Origin of the sequence: Allomuricauda sp. MMSF_3307, assembly GCF_030733585.1 — a bacterium.
Classification (GTDB): domain Bacteria; phylum Bacteroidota; class Bacteroidia; order Flavobacteriales; family Flavobacteriaceae; genus Flagellimonas.
The window spans coordinates 47,172-62,225 of sequence record NZ_JASHIQ010000003.1 but is presented as its reverse complement, the minus strand read 5'-3'; the positions used below and the strand labels follow the sequence as shown (position 1 = coordinate 62,225).

At 42.7% G+C, this 15,054-nt stretch carries 16 protein-coding genes and 1 tRNA gene; 6 read left to right on the top strand and 11 right to left on the bottom strand.

The features are described from left to right. Positions 1–3: 3 nt before the first annotated feature. From RBB12_RS08660 to RBB12_RS08650, 3 genes are all read right to left on the bottom strand, one after another. On the bottom strand, positions 4–1,461 hold the full coding sequence (locus RBB12_RS08660; protein ID WP_306013759.1) for a sensor histidine kinase: 1,458 nt from the start codon (positions 1,459–1,461) through the stop codon (positions 4–6). Positions 1,462–1,515: 54 nt separating this feature from the next. Beyond that, positions 1,516–1,905 (bottom strand): response regulator, encoded by a 390-nt coding sequence (locus RBB12_RS08655; RefSeq protein WP_179383593.1) that lies wholly within the window; start codon positions 1,903–1,905, stop codon positions 1,516–1,518. Between the two features lie 486 nt (positions 1,906–2,391). Next, positions 2,392–2,473 (bottom strand) — tRNA-Leu (locus RBB12_RS08650). A 97-nt stretch (positions 2,474–2,570) separates the two neighbouring features. Here RBB12_RS08650 and RBB12_RS08645 point away from each other — a divergent pair. After that, positions 2,571–3,959, top strand: a complete 1,389-nt coding sequence (locus tag RBB12_RS08645) for a dipeptidase (RefSeq protein ID WP_306013761.1) — start codon at positions 2,571–2,573, stop codon at positions 3,957–3,959. Here the strand turns inward: RBB12_RS08645 and RBB12_RS08640 are convergent. Then, on the bottom strand, positions 3,956–4,534 hold the full coding sequence (locus RBB12_RS08640) for a PhnA domain-containing protein (RefSeq protein ID WP_306013762.1): 579 nt from the start codon (positions 4,532–4,534) through the stop codon (positions 3,956–3,958). The two genes, RBB12_RS08645 and RBB12_RS08640, sit on opposite strands and share 4 nt — an antisense overlap. A gap of 158 nt (positions 4,535–4,692) precedes the next feature. After that, positions 4,693–5,895 carry an NAD(P)/FAD-dependent oxidoreductase gene (locus RBB12_RS08635; RefSeq protein ID WP_306013763.1) on the bottom strand — a complete coding sequence of 401 codons (1,203 nt, stop codon included), beginning with the start codon at positions 5,893–5,895 and terminating at the stop codon, positions 4,693–4,695. A 160-nt stretch (positions 5,896–6,055) separates the two neighbouring features. On the opposite strand from RBB12_RS08635, the gene RBB12_RS08630 reads away from it, so the two are divergent. The 3 genes from RBB12_RS08630 to RBB12_RS08620 all read left to right on the top strand — a co-directional run bounded on the left by RBB12_RS08630 (position 6,056) and on the right by RBB12_RS08620 (position 9,353). Continuing rightward, positions 6,056–6,421 carry a BlaI/MecI/CopY family transcriptional regulator gene (locus tag RBB12_RS08630; RefSeq protein WP_179383589.1) on the top strand — a complete coding sequence of 122 codons (366 nt, stop codon included), beginning with the start codon at positions 6,056–6,058 and terminating at the stop codon, positions 6,419–6,421. Continuing rightward, positions 6,421–8,133: a M56 family metallopeptidase gene (locus tag RBB12_RS08625; protein ID WP_306013764.1), complete on the top strand. Its 1,713-nt coding sequence runs from the start codon at positions 6,421–6,423 to the stop codon at positions 8,131–8,133. Before RBB12_RS08630 ends, RBB12_RS08625 begins: the two co-directional genes overlap by 1 nt. Before the next feature lie 119 nt (positions 8,134–8,252). Then, entirely contained in the window at positions 8,253–9,353 is a 1,101-nt protein-coding gene (locus RBB12_RS08620; protein WP_306013766.1) for a DUF4407 domain-containing protein, read from the top strand. Here RBB12_RS08620 and RBB12_RS08615 read toward each other — a convergent pair. Genes RBB12_RS08615 through RBB12_RS08590 form a run of 6 tightly spaced genes read right to left on the bottom strand, consistent with a single transcriptional unit; the run spans position 9,350 to position 13,615 of the window. Continuing rightward, the gene (locus RBB12_RS08615) at positions 9,350–11,119 is read right to left on the bottom strand and encodes a MutS-related protein (RefSeq protein ID WP_306013767.1); all 1,770 of its coding nucleotides are present in this window, start codon (positions 11,117–11,119) and stop codon (positions 9,350–9,352) included. The genes RBB12_RS08620 and RBB12_RS08615 overlap by 4 nt on opposite strands. A gap of 6 nt (positions 11,120–11,125) precedes the next feature. Continuing rightward, entirely contained in the window at positions 11,126–11,485 is a 360-nt protein-coding gene (locus RBB12_RS08610) for an MmcQ/YjbR family DNA-binding protein (RefSeq protein ID WP_306013768.1), read from the bottom strand. Next, complete coding sequence (locus RBB12_RS08605; RefSeq protein WP_306013769.1) at positions 11,482–11,883, bottom strand: Dabb family protein; 402 nt, start codon at positions 11,881–11,883, stop codon at positions 11,482–11,484. The genes RBB12_RS08610 and RBB12_RS08605 overlap by 4 nt, the downstream gene beginning before the upstream one ends. A gap of 2 nt (positions 11,884–11,885) precedes the next feature. Then, positions 11,886–12,509 (bottom strand): DUF4230 domain-containing protein, encoded by a 624-nt coding sequence (locus RBB12_RS08600; RefSeq protein WP_306013770.1) that lies wholly within the window; start codon positions 12,507–12,509, stop codon positions 11,886–11,888. A 2-nt stretch (positions 12,510–12,511) separates the two neighbouring features. Next, a complete protein-coding gene (locus RBB12_RS08595; RefSeq protein WP_306013771.1) occupies positions 12,512–12,862 on the bottom strand; it encodes a DUF4260 domain-containing protein in 351 nt (116 codons plus the stop codon). Further along, positions 12,863–13,615, bottom strand: coding sequence for a cyclase family protein (locus RBB12_RS08590; protein ID WP_306013772.1), 753 nt, complete (start codon positions 13,613–13,615; stop codon positions 12,863–12,865). Positions 13,616–13,777: 162 nt separating this feature from the next. On the opposite strand from RBB12_RS08590, the gene RBB12_RS08585 reads away from it, so the two are divergent. Further along, a complete protein-coding gene (locus RBB12_RS08585) occupies positions 13,778–14,557 on the top strand; it encodes a hypothetical protein (RefSeq protein ID WP_306013773.1) in 780 nt (259 codons plus the stop codon). Further along, positions 14,547–15,029 (top strand): hypothetical protein, encoded by a 483-nt coding sequence (locus RBB12_RS08580; RefSeq protein WP_306013774.1) that lies wholly within the window; start codon positions 14,547–14,549, stop codon positions 15,027–15,029. Before RBB12_RS08585 ends, RBB12_RS08580 begins: the two co-directional genes overlap by 11 nt. The last annotated feature ends 25 nt before the right edge of the window (positions 15,030–15,054 follow it).

Here is a 15,054-nt window from a genome sequence, read left to right as displayed (position 1 = left end):
GCATCAAGATGGTAAAGGGAAACTGATTGTAAAGGTAGTCCCCACGTCCTTTTCACTTTCAACACGGATTTTGCCTTCCATGGCCTCCACTTGGGTCTTTACCAAGTACAGCCCAAAGCCCTTGCCTTCGGTGGCACCGCTAAGCCTGCCATACATATCAAAGATTTTGCGTTCCCGCTCTGGAGTAAGCTCCATTCCAATGCCATTATCGGAGAATTGGATAACCATGCCTTCGGGAATTGTTTGTGTGGTGACTTTTATAACGGGAGGAACATGTTCTTTGGCATAGTGAATGGCGTTGAGGATAAGATTGTAAAAAATATTCACCACATAGCTCTTGGTACCAAATATCGAGCTCGCATTGGAAAAATCCGTTTCCACGGAAGCTTTACTCCTGCTAATTTCCTCAGATAGCAATCCATCCACATCCTTCATTACCTCCCTAAGGGGCACCTCCCTAAACTGCTCCTTATCGGCCGCTTTCAAGGACAATGAGAGGTTAAGGTCTTTGATGGTTTGATCTAATGCTTCGGTAGTATGTTCTATTTTTCGGACAATGTCATCATTCATTTCATCCTTGCCCCATTCGTAAATTTTGGATAACATGAGGAGGTTGGAGATGGGTCCGCGCAAATTATGTGAAATAATCCGCACAAAATTCTGTAGTTCGTGGTTTTGCTCTACTATCTGTTGATTGGCCAACACCGCATTGGTGACATCTTGGGTGGTCCCTGACATGGATTTGGGCTTGCCGTTTTCATCATAGTAAGCTCTTCCCTTTTGGTGCACATATCGGACTTCACCGTCTCCCACAACAATCCTATGGGTAATATCGTGCATTTCATTGTTCTTGATGCAATTCTCAACATCATCAACAAAAGCTTGTCGGTCGTCCGGGTGGATAATCTCCGAAAGGGCATCGAAAGTAGCGTCAAATTTTCCGGGTTCCTGTTCAAAGATTCGGTATAATTGGTTGGACCAAGCGATTTGGTCCTCCCGCATATCCCAATACCAATGTCCAATATTGGCCACTTCTTGGGCCTCTCGGTACTTGCGTTCACTTTCGCGTAATCTGTAATTGTTCTCAACTTCTTCGGTGATGTCCTTTTGCCAAATAGAACAACCGACCACTTCGCCAGCACTGTCCATAAAGGGCTGGAAGGCAAATTCGTGCACCACGATTTTTCCCTCGGTCTCGAAGGTATGCCTTGAAGTTGTGGCATAACGATCTAGGGCCCTTTGGCAGCCTTGCTCACAGGGGTTAAAAAAACAATCGGATTGATATACCTGCCTAAGGTCCATACCTCTTTGGGCATCGCCCAGGCCCTTTTCTTTCAATTGATTTTTGAAACAGGTGTTGAAAGCAGTGAGTCTGTAGTCCCTGTCCATGGCCCATACCACGTCCTCCCTATCCTCAACAATTTCAACTTTATTTTGAATAAAAGCGTTCTTCTGTTTCAACGGTAATTGTTTTGAGAATAAAAACCAGCCCTATTTCCGAAAAATATCGGGAAACTATTTATTGGCACTTTGGAGATAATCCTCCAAATGCTCAATGCGAAGGGGTTTGGTGATAAACTCCTTCACATACTTTCCATATTTGTCGGCTTCCTCCTTATCGGCTTCCGATTCGGAAGAAGTCACCAAGAGCACCTCATTGGTCTCCGGAAAATCCTCGAGCATCATAAATTCCAAAAATTCGAATCCGCTCATTTCCGGCATGTTGATATCCAATAAGATAAGTGTTTTTACGTTGGGGTTGTCCCGGTAGCGAAGGTCATCCAAGGCTAGTTCTGGATTGGTAAAACTCTTTACCCTTTCCTCAAGTCCCATTCGTCTGAAATGAATCGCATTCACTGTATTCACGAGGTCTTCGTCGTCGACCAGATATATTTCCTTGTACATAGTCCGTTGGTCAATTAAGTTTTTAGTTTCGTTGTGGTTTTAGGTGACTGTCAAAAAATTGATAAATATCAACATTTAGTCTTTAGTAAAACTGAAATTGCAAATTTTTATTGTAGAAATTCTTTACAACAGTTGCCAAAAAATTTCAGCATAAAACCTAGATGTATTCTGTACCTTTCTGAATTGAATTTAGTAATATTCTCGGATTTTAACAAAATACTGGTTATAATTTTAGAGCCGCCCTATCTTTTTTTGATAATTGTCAATCCAATCGAACCACCTTTACAACAACCCCACACCATAAGCCTTTTCCATCCCAAATTGATGTAAGGAATTCAATGTCAAATACTAACTAAAGAATATGGTGGATAAAGGAACAGGGAGCGCTACTATCCAACCACAAGAGTTTGCGACATTCCTAATTGAAGGTGAGCATTCAAAATTTTGCAAACAAAAAAAGCTCCTCAGAACCTGAAGAGCTTTCTGTGCGGGTGAAGGGAGTCGAACCCCCACGCCTTGCGGCACTAGATCCTAAGTCTAGCGTGTCTACCAATTCCACCACACCCGCGAATTGGAGTGCAAATATAAATCAATTTTCCGATTTGCAAACGCACCCCCTTTAAAAACTTGTTTTTTGTACTTTTAGGGTCCTTTTAAAACCATTTATGAAAGACATAACAAATTACATCAGTGCCAACAAGGACAGATTTATAAACGAGTTGATCGACCTCTTAAAAATCCCCTCCATCAGTGCCGACAAAGCCTATAAAAATGATGTTTTGGAAGCTGCCAAAGTGGTAAAAAAATCATTGGACGATGCAGGTTGCGACAATACGGAGATATGTGAGACCAAAGGGTATCCGGTCGTATATGGCGATAAAATCATAAATCCCAATTTACCCACTGTTCTCGTGTACGGACATTATGACGTGCAACCCCCAGACCCCATTCATCTGTGGGACTCCCCACCTTTTGAGCCTGTCATCAAAAAAACCGAACTGCACCCGGATGGGGCCATTTTTGCCCGAGGTGCCTGTGATGACAAAGGGCAATTTTTTATGCACGTGAAAGCGGTGGAGTATATGATCCAAAAGAACACCTTGCCCTGCAACGTTAAGTTTATGATCGAGGGCGAGGAAGAAGTGGGCAGCGATAGTTTGGGAGATTTCCTAAAGGAAAACAGTGACAAGCTCAAAAATGACATCATCCTGATTTCCGATACTGGTATGATAGCCAACGATACCCCTTCCATCACCACAGGGCTACGTGGACTGAGCTACGTGGAAGTGGAAGTGACCGGGGCCAACCGCGATCTGCACTCCGGAATTTATGGTGGGGCAGCACCCAACCCGATCAACGTGCTGGCCAAAATGATTGCACAGCTACATGATGAAAACAATCATATCACCATTCCTGGCTTTTATGACAAGGTACAGGTGATTTCCGAAGAGGAACGCGCCGAAATGGCCAAAGCCCCCTTTGATCTGGAAGCCTATAAAAAATCGTTGGACATCGGTGATGTTCACGGGGAAAAAGGATTCTCCACACCCGAACGATTTGGCATCCGACCTACGTTGGATGTGAACGGTATCTGGGGAGGCTATACTGGGGAAGGCGCAAAGACGGTCATTGCCAGCAAGGCCTACGCCAAAATTTCCATGCGTCTGGTTCCGGACCAAGATTGGCACGAGATTACCGATTTGTTCACCAAACATTTTACATCCTTGGCCCCAAAAAGTGTGAAGGTAAAAGTGACCCCGCACCATGGTGGTCAGGCTTATGTTACTCCTATTGAAAGTGATGGCTACCAAGCGGCTTCCAAAGCGATGGAAACCACTTTTGGCAAAACTCCCGTTCCTCAACGAACTGGCGGAAGCATTCCCATTGTAGCATTGTTTGAGAACGTTTTTGACAGCAAAACCATTCTTTTGGGCTTTGGATTGGACAGCGATGCCATCCACTCCCCCAATGAGCATTTTGGTGTTTGGAACTTTTTAAAGGGTATTGAAACCATACCCTACTTCTACAAATATTATACTGAAATGAAGGGCTAGATCTTTTTTACGTATTTGGTCACAAGCACAATGTGCTGACCATCTACTTTGCCTTCAATATATTCGGCATTTTCGTGATCCAGGGAAATCCGTCTTACGGCGGTTCCCTGTTTTGCGACCATGCTGGAACCTTTTACTTTTAGGTCTTTTACCAACACAACACTGTCCCCATTTTCAAGGATGTTGCCATTCACGTCCCTGTGGACCACTTTCTCGCTTTCATCCTGTCCGTCGCCAGTAGCTTTGGCCCATTCCAACGTTGTATCATCCAAATACATCATACCCAAAAGGTCTTGGGGCCATCCTTCAGACTTCAAACGGTTCAGCATGCGCCATGCAACCACTTTTACGGCGTCGTGTTCGCTCCACATGCTATCGTTAAGGCAACGCCAATGATTGGGATCCACACCATCGGGGTTTTCTATTTGGTGAAGACAAGTATTACAGGCCAAAAGACTCCCATCCACGCCACCCGTGGACACAGGAGGAACTTCATACACCATTAATTTTTCTGTTGACCCACATAATTCGCAGGTATTCCCGCTTCGCTCCTGTAATTGTTCCAAAACCGTCATGGCCGTTATTTTTATAATGGCTGCAAACTTATCACTTTTCTGTAGAAGTGTTTTTGAACGTCCGCTAGTACAAGAGGCCGTCTAAAAAGCTGTTTACCTGTCAGTTCAAATAGTACCAGTTTTTAGACGGCCTCTAGGCTTAGTGAATGTCTACTTTTTTAAGGTAATTGCGAATATCCATGTTTGGTTTTCCAAAGGAAATATTTCTCGAACAACACCTTATTGAAGTCATAAAATATGTTGGGAATCATGATGGCAAAGTTCCGTGGCTTGAACAAGTGATCACTGATAATGATCACTTCTTTTTTACCGGCATCCATCACACATATACCTGGGATTTTTCCCCATGCTTTCTTCTTCAACTTATCCTTGCCTTTAGTGACCCTAATGATATTCTCGGCCACAATTTTACCGGTTTCATCGGATGGGTAACCTGTTTTGGGACCAGAAAAGGGTACCTTTCCGGGTTTAAAGGGCAATTTTACATCCACAGCGATTCCTGCGGACCAGATATTTGGATATTTCAAGTGTCGGTAATCATCGCCTACGGGGAGATATCCTGCAGCCGTTGCTTCCAATTTTGGGGAATTGACCACAAAGTCGACCCCTACAAATGGAGGCATCAACATAGTGAATTTGCTGGGCAACACCTCATCCGAAGTTAATATTACACTGTCTTCGGTAACTTCCTTCACCCCTACTTCCGTTCTGTAATGAATGTGGAACATTTTCATGAAGGATTTGAGCATGGTCTCACCTCCGGTGATGCCATCAATACCAAAGTGACCCAAGAAAGTTTCAGGAGTAATCCAATACAAGTCAACCTTTTTTCTGATTTTTTGTTCCCTCAACCATTTTTCCACATTGAACAAAAACTCATAGGCAGCTCCCATACAACCCGCATTTTGGGTGGCACCAATAACGATGGGGCCGGGGTTTTTCTTGAATTCCTCCAACGCTTGTCTTGTTTTCATGGCGCCGTTGGGTGTGCCAATATAGTGTGCATGTTCCTGAACTCCAGGAGCAACATCGTACTTTACTTTGGGGCCAGTGGCAATCACCAGATGGTCGTAGGCAAAATCACCTTTACTGGTATACACTACTTGGGCCTCAGGGTCTACGTGTAGCGCTTCGGCTTGCACAAAATCAACCCCCTTCTTTTCAAGTATAGTATCCTTTCTAAACGAAATATCTTTGATTTCCCGTCTTCCAAACGGTACCCAGATCAACGAGGGAACAAATAGGAACAACGGCGATTTGTCGATGACCAAGACCTTATGGTCCTTTTTCCCTTTTCTTTTGATTTCCAATGCGGCGGTCATTCCTGCAAAATTTCCGCCAATGACTACTGTGGTTTTCATGATTGCTTGATTTAATACTATAAATGTACCACCCTAATCTCTCTTGGTCAGTAACTTAAGGCACATAACAGCATCAAAACCGAACAAAATCAACTCTACATTTGTAGAATATCAATTTTTGTTCTATGTTTGTAGAACAACGAATGATAAAAAGACCAAAATGCAGCTGTCAAAATCCGAAGAAGAGCTAATGAACATTGTTTGGAAACTTAAAAAGGCCTACATGAAGGATATATTGGACGCCTACCCCGAGCCCAAACCTGCCACCACAACGGTGGCCACTCTTCTTAAGCGCATATCGGACAAAGGTTTTATTGCCTATAACAGTATTGGAAGAAGCAGGGAATATTACCCGTTGGTGAAGAAGAAAGACTATTTTTCGAAGCAAGTGAACGGACTCATCAAAAACTTTTTTAATGATAGCGCCACTCAATTTGCATCGTTCTTTGCCCAAGAGACCAATTTGAGCAAGGAAGAATTGGAGGAGTTAAAAAAATTGATAGACAACGAAATCAAAAAGAAGTAATGATGCTCACCTTTATCTTAAAATCTACGGCCTGCCTGATCGTTTTTCTGATTTTCTACAAAGTATTGCTGGAAAAGGAAAGCGTACACCAATTTAAACGGTTCTTTTTGTTGGGGGCGCTCATCGCTTCCTTTATAATTCCCAATTTGGTATTTATCGAATATATTGATGCGGTCGAACCCGTAACCAATGCAATTTCTTCGAATACAGACCCCTTTTCTGATGGCTTTAAGGCACAACCCATTCCTCAGGCTTCAGTTTTTGATTGGCAACTTTTGTTGTGGCTTGTTTATGGATTAGGAGTTATTGGATTTGGACTTCGCTTTATTGCAAATCTGTTCCAAATACGTTTACGCATCAAAAAGAACCCTAAGTTCAAGGAAAATTTTGTGACCAAGGTGCTTTTGAATCAATCCCTTCCACCGCATACATTTTTGAACTTCATTTTTTTGAACCAACACCAATTCGAAGCCAAAAATATTCCAGAAGAAGTATTGCTGCACGAAGAGACACACGCCCGTCAGCGACATAGTTGGGACATTCTTCTTGTTGAAATCGCCCAAGTCATCTTTTGGTTCAATCCCCTGATTTACTTTTTTAAATCATCCATTAAGCTGAACCATGAGTTTTTGGCTGACCAAGCGGTGATCCATAAAACACGTGACCAATCACACTATCAAAAAACAATCCTGTCGTACTTATCCAAGGGCATTGAACATCATCAGTCGGTCGGCATCGCAAATGCCATTAATTATTCATCAATCAAAAAACGTTTTACAGTCATGAAAACAAACACATCAAAAAAATCATTTGTACTGCGAAGCTTTTTGCTTCTGCCACTTACGGCCCTATTGTTATTCGGGTTCAGTGAACATCGTCAAATTGAAAAAGGAGGGACCTTTGAGCAAATCATCACAGTAAACCTTCTTGAAAACGGCATGGTAGCCTTGGGAAATAGAACTGTCCATTTAAATGAAGTTCCAAAAACCCTGCTCCAAGACTATCTGCAAAACCACGAAGCCCAAGAAACGAAGGTTGAAATCAATTCGCTTCAGCCTTTACATTACGATTTGTTATTGGAGTTATCCAAAGCAATTAAAACAACGGGCATTACCGCCATTGAAATCGCCGCGGAAGAGGTAGTTATGGACAAAGCCCAATTCAAAGAACATGTTCCGGTGACCTCAACAACGACCCTGTTGAATACCAAAAAAATGACGGTAGTAGACCATGGATTGCAAACGCAACAAAGTGCTACGCGAGAAGAAATGAAGGAATACAATGCTCTGGCCAAAAAATATAACGATATGGACCGTGACCACATGGTGATCCAAAAGAAGGAAGTGATGCGGTTAAAGGAAATATATGCCAAAATGTCCAAAAAACAACGAGCGGATGCGGAACCTTTCCCGAATTTCCCACCGCCACCACCAGCGCCGGACGCTACTACTCCTCCAACCCCTCCTGCGCCACCTAAAAGCATAAAAGCGACCGAAACCCCGGCACCTATGCCTCCTGCGCCCCCAGCACCACCAAAACCCATTGAGCACGTGAAGAAAATGGTTGCCAAAGGGGCAAGCTTTACCTTGAACGGAAAAAAGATATCCAGTAAAAAAGCCCTTGAAGTGGTTCAAAAAAAACAATTTATATCCATGCTTACCATGGACGCCGATGGAGCCAACCCTGTTGTAAACCTATCCACAGAACCCTAAGTCATCGATAACTAAGCTCACGGCATAAAAACTGTTAAAAGCCCCTATTTTGGGGCTTTTAATGTAACAAATTACCCAAAATCACGTTCTAATACCCTATCAATCAAAGAGAACACGATATGTTACAACGCTTTTTCATTTTCTGCTCCGGAGCGGATACCCACATTTTAGACTCTTGTTCCAACGGGGAACGCAACAAGTACGCAGGCATAGGTGCCACCGTATTCTTTACGGCCGTTATGGCATTTATTGCCTCAGGCTATGCCCTTTACACGGTTTTTGACAATGTGTATACTTCCATTTTCTTTGGGTTGATTTGGGGCTTGCTCATTTTCAATTTAGACCGATATATTGTTTCCACCATCAAGAAGAGGGACAATTTTAAGGGAGAATTGCTTCAGGCAGCTCCTCGGATTGTGCTGGCCCTGATTATTGCCGTGGTGATTTCCAAACCGTTGGAAATGAAGATTTTTGAAAAGGAAATCAATCAGGTTTTATTGGAAGAAAAGAATGCCATGACCTTGAACAACAAGGAACAATTGGCCTTGCAGTACACTCCTAAAATTGAAAGCCTGAATCAGGATATTGCCAATCTCAAAAATGAAATTGCGACCAAAGAAGCAGAGACCAATGCACTCTACGATACCTATATTTCCGAAGCCGAAGGCACTGCTGGAACGGGTCTGTTGGGAAAAGGCCCAGTGTATAAGGAAAAGCGGGAAAAGCACGACGCTGCCCTTGCTGAACTCAATACCTTGAAGACGACCAACGGTGAAAAAATTGAAAACATTGAGGCCCAGATTGCGGCCCTACAAACCGATTACGATACCGCAGTTGCCAATTCACAACCCATTATCGATGGGTTTGATGGTCTGATGGCGCGCATCAATGCACTTGGGAAATTGCCCTGGTTTCCATCCTTTTTCATTTTTTTATTGTTTTTGGCCATTGAAACAGCACCTATCATCGCCAAATTGTTGGCACCTAAAGGCGAGTACGATTACAAGTTTGAAGAACAAGAAAGTGTCGTCGCTACTTGGGTGACCCAAAAAGTGGAACAGCGTAAACTGTTATTGTCCACCGATGGGGAAATCAACCAGCAAATCTATGCCGATATCAAAAATGAGGAAGAGCTGTACCGCTATAAGAAACAAAAGGCAGAGGAATTACTTCGCTTGCAAGCCGATAGCTTTCATAATGTGCAGGTGAAGGGGCTTTAATCCACGATTCCCATATTTTTGAGCAAGAAGGAAGCATTCATGTTTTGGCAAACCCCTTCCTTGAACTGATAATCAAAAAACAGTTCCCCGTTTACGATCTGAGCATCAAAATAGCGGTTTTCTACCTCTGGAAGGTCGTTGGCCAAGGTGCATAGACTCAAATCGTGGGTGGCTACCATCCCTGTGGACCCGTTTCGCACCAACCGCTCCACAAACTTTTTGGAACCTTCGGCCTTATCGACACTATTGGTGCCCTTTAGGATTTCGTCTAAAATCACAAAGCAGTTGTCCTTCTCCAGTTCTTCTACAATATATTTTAGACGTTTGAGCTCGGCATAAAAATAAGAAGTCTCATCGGCCAGCGAATCAGCTGAGCGCATGCTGGTAAGCAAACGAACTGGGTGGTACCTTACTTCTTTCCCTTTTACGGGCAAGCCCATGTTGGCCATCACAATCTGTAAGCCTACAGCACGTAAAAAAGTACTTTTCCCGGCCATATTGGCTCCTGTTACAATGCAAAAGCGTCCCTTCCCGATGTCAAAGTCGTTGAGAACGTTCTTTTTGGGGTCCACCAACGGATGACCGACCTGTTTTCCGCTCAAGACCGTTTCTCCCTCTACCAAAATCGGGTAAGTGTGATCGGGATGGTTAAAGGCATAGGTACCCAAGGTGATGTAGGCATCGAACTGTGCAATGGCGGCAAACCAACCTTCCACTTCGTGGCCGTACTTTGTTATCCACGATTCCACTTGAAAGGCATAATAGATACTGTACATACCAAGACCTTGGGCAAACATGGAGATGATCAGGTTGAATTGTTGTTCCAGCATGGTCACCTTTTGCGAAAAACGCTTTAAGATGTTGGACGTCCGTTCTCCCTTTACTTCCAGTCTTTGCTGAAGTTCTTGTAGCAATTCTGACTTGAACGACCGGTCTTCCAGTTCGGAAATCAACCGTTGATGCTGCTGGATGGTATCCTGTGCCTCGGATGCCTTTGCCGTGAACCCCAAAATCCGCTTCGCAAAGCGACCCACCATGCCAACACCCAAAAGGTACCAGAACAGTACCAAGCTTTCGGGCACTTTGCCCAAAACGGCCAAAGCAATCACCAAAATGGAAAGCAGCACAAAAACTGGAGGCACGAATCCTGCCCATTTGGGCATAAAAGGTTGGTGGTTTTTCATCCAATCAGAAACCACATCGGGAGAGATTTTGGGTCGGGTCTCGCCTGCCAAAGCGGAGAAGTGTTGTCGCCACTCGGGCAATTGCGCCAACTCCTTAATGGCCTCCTGTTTTTTGATCAAATCCTTTGGATGACCGTCCAATAACAAATGGGAAAATACTTCCGTGCCCTGCACCAAAACAGTTCGGTTAGCGTACTGAAAAAAGGAACCCCTACCAAATAGGTCAAGATCTTGTGCATAGGGATGGTCGAGCTGCAAAAAGGTCTTCCCGTCCGGCAAGTGATGAAACTTGCGGTCCAAAATATCCAATTCAGTGTTATTGATAGCTATAAGACGTTCCAGGTATTCCTTGTGCCGCTTTACATTGCTAAAACGGGTCACCAAATACAAAAAGAGCGCTATGCCCAAAGGCAACATCACAAAAATGAAAACATTTCCCCAAAGCAAATACACTCCAAATGCCATACCCACAAAAATGGATAATCGCAACGTGGCCAATAGGCCCAATTGCTTTTTCACCTGTTGAAGTTCCTGCTGGAAATGCTTCCGCCGCGACGTATAAAAATCTTTTAAATCCTGCATCCCCTATCAGTCTAAATTGTGTAGCTCTTGTTGAAGCTTTTTGGTCAATCCCGATGCGACCAGCTCATAGGAGTGGTTGACCAGATCCTTGATCAATTGTGGTGGGAGTTGTTCCAAAAACAGAGTGTTCCAATGCTTTTTGCTCATGTGATAACCCGGCACAATAGCGCCATCATAAGTCTCGCGAAGTTCCTCGGACCTTTCGGGGTCGCACTTCAGATTGCACTGGGGTGGCAGCCGCTCCAAAGCCACGAGCGCAAACATTTTTCCCATCACTTTAAACACCAAAGTACTTTCGTCAAAGGGAAATTCCTCCGTTACTCCCTTTTTGGAGATACACAGTTCGCGAAGTTCTTCTACATTCATTGTGGTATGCCCTGCGAGTCGTATACGATCACTTTTTCCCAAAGATCTTGGCACTCCTCAATGAACACCTTGTGCGGTGGTTCCTCTTGATAGGCAGCTTGGTCTTCGGCAGATTCAAATGAAAGAATCAACGAGTAGGTAAACGAATCATCCACTACATCACGGATCGCCTTTGGCGGTCTGCCAATAAATTTGGTCTTCGCATATTGGGAATTGTTCAAGAACTTGGTCAACGATGCCTCGAAGGTATCCCGGGCGGCTTGACTATCGGGATTCTTGAACCAAAAATAGACCACGTGCGCAAAAGTGTGGTCAAACGTGGTTTTATCGGATTCTTGTGCGTTGCTCATAACGGATATCATTCCTACCAGAAGTAGGGTAAACATTTTGGTTTTCATAATTAGGGTTCTAAAGATTGTTGTTCGGTGACCGACAGTTCCAAAGCGGAGTAATCCAAGGTCCAACCGATGGTCTCCACTATTTTTTCCACGACCAAAACAGCCTGCATGGCTTCATTCTTGGCCGTTTCCATCAATCCGCTTTCTGGTATTTTCTGTTTGATGTGCTCTTTGGCCTCTTGATTCAAGTTGGTCAAATCTGTAGGCGAAAAGCTATTGAAAATTCCATTTTTGATATCGTAAAACTGCAGGTCGGGTTCAATGGACAACACTTCCGGTTCTGGAAAATGGCTTAGAATGATTCGTTTTCGATCATTGTCCGCCCGCATATTCAATTTGTTCAGGTCGTATCCGATATGGGCCTTGGCCTTGATCACGATCAGTGCCTTTTTTTTACTTCGGAACAGGCTCATAAAACGATCTTTGGTATTTTCGTAATGATAGATTTCGGCAAAATCCCCTTCAACGGACACCAATCTACAAACACTTCGAATCTTGTTCAGAATAACGGTAGACTGTTGTTGGGTAATTTCCTTGCTCTTCTTTTTGCGGAACAGGGAATAGACCCAATACATTAATATCGCTCCCAAAATCAGCCCTAAAATGATATCTACAATCTCACCCATGGTTATTTTCCGATTTCACCCAAATGGGTAAACTTGAATCCTTTTTCATATTTTAATCCGTAACCCAACATCCTGTCCAACGCGGAATGGGAAAACAAAATTATCCCAATCAACTGGCATAAAGGTAGGGAAAAGTACGCCCCCGTTAGGTAGATGACCAAGGCCAAACCTTTGTGATGGAAAAGGTTATAGGAAAAAGCGCCTGCTCGGTTCCCAAAAGCATATCCGATCATTCCAATGTCGGGTGTCAAAATCAACACTAAAAACCACCACCAAGCATAATCCAACAGGCTAAACAGGTATATGCCCAGGACGAACATCAGCAACTCCTCCAATTTTATGGTTGTTTTCATTTATTGGTCTTCAATTTTGTACAGTACCGGCCTACTGGGGGTGGCATCGTTCTCAAAAGGCGCCACTTGTAAATTTAAAAAGTAGGTGCCGTCTTCTACGGGGTTGGGCACATAGATAAATTCGGTTATGGTCGCTTTTGTTCTGGGTTTTCCCGACATGTTCCAAAAAGCCTTGTGTGCCAAAAGTCCTCCGCCATCGCGTTCCTTGTCCACCGAAGGTAGGTCGATCAACAAATGTTCCACACCTTTTTTTACCAAATGCTTGGCCGCGGCCTCCATCAGATAGGGCGGATTGGTATCGGAATACTGCTTGGAACGTTTGTCGCCCAAATTGGGCAGGGTCCTAATCACAACTGCTTGGCGCTTTTTGTTGCCCAGTGCATATTTGATTTGCTTTTCCGAAATGATAAAATCCCCGTCCACCTGTTCGGGGGCAACCGTAATCAACTCGGCCAAAAAGAAAAACCGTTTGAGCTTTTTGTTGATGGAATTGAATTCCTCGGAAATATGTCCCAAACATTCGGTATGGGTTACGTGCGAATGCGGATTGAACCAAATATCATTGAAATTTGTGGAGGCTCCTTCGGATACCTTGCCAATAAATCCATCCTGTTCGTGTGGGGCAATTTTGGGAGGTTCCAAATACCAGGCGTTCACATTTTTGTCCCCACCCTTGAGCGGTATGGAAATATCCAGTGGTTTGGTCAGGTCTATTTTGTAGTTGCGGGAGTTGTGTTTTATAGAGGCTATCATTAATACTAAACTAGTTTGGAGTAATTAAGTCAATTCAATTGATAAATGCAATAAATCTAGATTTTTTGCTTGAAATCGTCTAACTTCATGCCTAGCTATATCAAACTAAATTGCACAACATATTGATTAAGAATAAAATTGAATAAATTATATCTTTGAAATGTGGAAAAAATTGGAGAGATAGAAATACGGGTTGTCGGCAAGTCTGGAAACGAAGACTTAAGCCCTGAAAACTATGACATAAAGCATATTGCATCCATTTTGCAGAATGTTGAGGATTTGCTATTTCCTACTAATAAGAAGGATAGACCAATTATCACTTATGATATTCAGGAGGGCTCTGTTCGTCACTTATTCAAAACTACCATTCAAACCGTAATCGGATTTAGTGCAGTTTTATCCCAAGTCCAAGCCAATGAATCAATCGATTTTCTTGAATTAAAGACTGCTAGAGCAATTGAAAATATTCAAAACCTGTCTCGTCAAAAAAATTACGAGTTTCAAATAAAAACATCGCTAAATGATGGTTATGAATTAACCATTAATCCAAATACAAAATTCATCAGAACAGAAAATATTTGGGTTGATGCAGAGTTTTATTTTTATGGTATTTTAAAAGATGCTGGTGGTAAAAGCAAAGCCAATATACATTTAGACACCGATGATTTCGGATATTTATCAATAGAGACTGGAGAAGAATTTTTAAAAGAAAGAGAAGAAAACTTACTTTATAAAAATTATGGTGTTCGAGCTAAAGGCAAACAAAACATTGAAACCGGAGAAGTTGACACCAAATCTCTTCAATTAATTGAGCTTATTGACTATCAACCAAAATTTGATAGCGACTACTTGAATTCTCTTATCAAAAAAGCCAAGAATAGTTGGAAAAATGTTAATCCTGACGAATGGCTATTTAACTTAAGAGGTGGTTATGAAACATAGTGTCTTATTAGATACAAGTTTTTTCATTAGACTTCTTAACGATGAAGATCCACTGCATCAAAACGCAATTGGATATTTCAAATACTTTTTAGAAAACGATACTGGTTTAAAAGTTTCTACAATCTCAATCGCTGAATATTGTGTTCTAGGGAATCTAGAGGATTTGCCATTAAAGAATATTCAAATTGTTCCTTTTAATTTAAAGGATGCCGAGAAAACTGGAGAATTTGCGAATATAATGTTTGCTGAAAAAAAGATTAGCGAAGAAGATTTGTCGCCACGTGCAATAATTCCGAACGATTCCAAACTTTTCGCGCAAGCTGACTTGGATAAATCAGTCACACATTTTGTAACTTCTGATATTCGTTCAAAAAGTACTCTTTCACTTTTGAAAAGAGGAACTAATCCAAAGTTTGAGATCATCTCCATTGATGTTCCATTCACTGAAACTTTTGGTATTTTAGACATTTAAAAAATGCTCAAAAATGACCATTTGT

Coding starts and splice junctions, on each gene's coding strand:
- RBB12_RS08635 (WP_306013763.1), bottom strand. CDS start 5,895: ATGAAAACCACAGTAGTCATTGGCGGAAATTTTGCAGGAATGACCGCC.
- RBB12_RS08630 (WP_179383589.1), top strand. CDS start 6,056: ATGCAGCTGTCAAAATCCGAAGAAGAGCTAATGAACATTGTTTGGAAA.
- RBB12_RS08655 (WP_179383593.1), bottom strand. CDS start 1,905: ATGTACAAGGAAATATATCTGGTCGACGACGAAGACCTCGTGAATACA.
- RBB12_RS08600 (WP_306013770.1), bottom strand. CDS start 12,509: ATGGGTGAGATTGTAGATATCATTTTAGGGCTGATTTTGGGAGCGATA.
- RBB12_RS08625 (WP_306013764.1), top strand. CDS start 6,421: ATGATGCTCACCTTTATCTTAAAATCTACGGCCTGCCTGATCGTTTTT.
- RBB12_RS08595 (WP_306013771.1), bottom strand. CDS start 12,862: ATGAAAACAACCATAAAATTGGAGGAGTTGCTGATGTTCGTCCTGGGC.
- RBB12_RS08590 (WP_306013772.1), bottom strand. CDS start 13,615: ATGATAGCCTCTATAAAACACAACTCCCGCAACTACAAAATAGACCTG.
- RBB12_RS08645 (WP_306013761.1), top strand. CDS start 2,571: ATGAAAGACATAACAAATTACATCAGTGCCAACAAGGACAGATTTATA.
- RBB12_RS08605 (WP_306013769.1), bottom strand. CDS start 11,883: ATGAAAACCAAAATGTTTACCCTACTTCTGGTAGGAATGATATCCGTT.
- RBB12_RS08580 (WP_306013774.1), top strand. CDS start 14,547: ATGAAACATAGTGTCTTATTAGATACAAGTTTTTTCATTAGACTTCTT.
- RBB12_RS08640 (WP_306013762.1), bottom strand. CDS start 4,534: ATGACGGTTTTGGAACAATTACAGGAGCGAAGCGGGAATACCTGCGAA.
- RBB12_RS08620 (WP_306013766.1), top strand. CDS start 8,253: ATGTTACAACGCTTTTTCATTTTCTGCTCCGGAGCGGATACCCACATT.
- RBB12_RS08615 (WP_306013767.1), bottom strand. CDS start 11,119: ATGCAGGATTTAAAAGATTTTTATACGTCGCGGCGGAAGCATTTCCAG.
- RBB12_RS08610 (WP_306013768.1), bottom strand. CDS start 11,485: ATGAATGTAGAAGAACTTCGCGAACTGTGTATCTCCAAAAAGGGAGTA.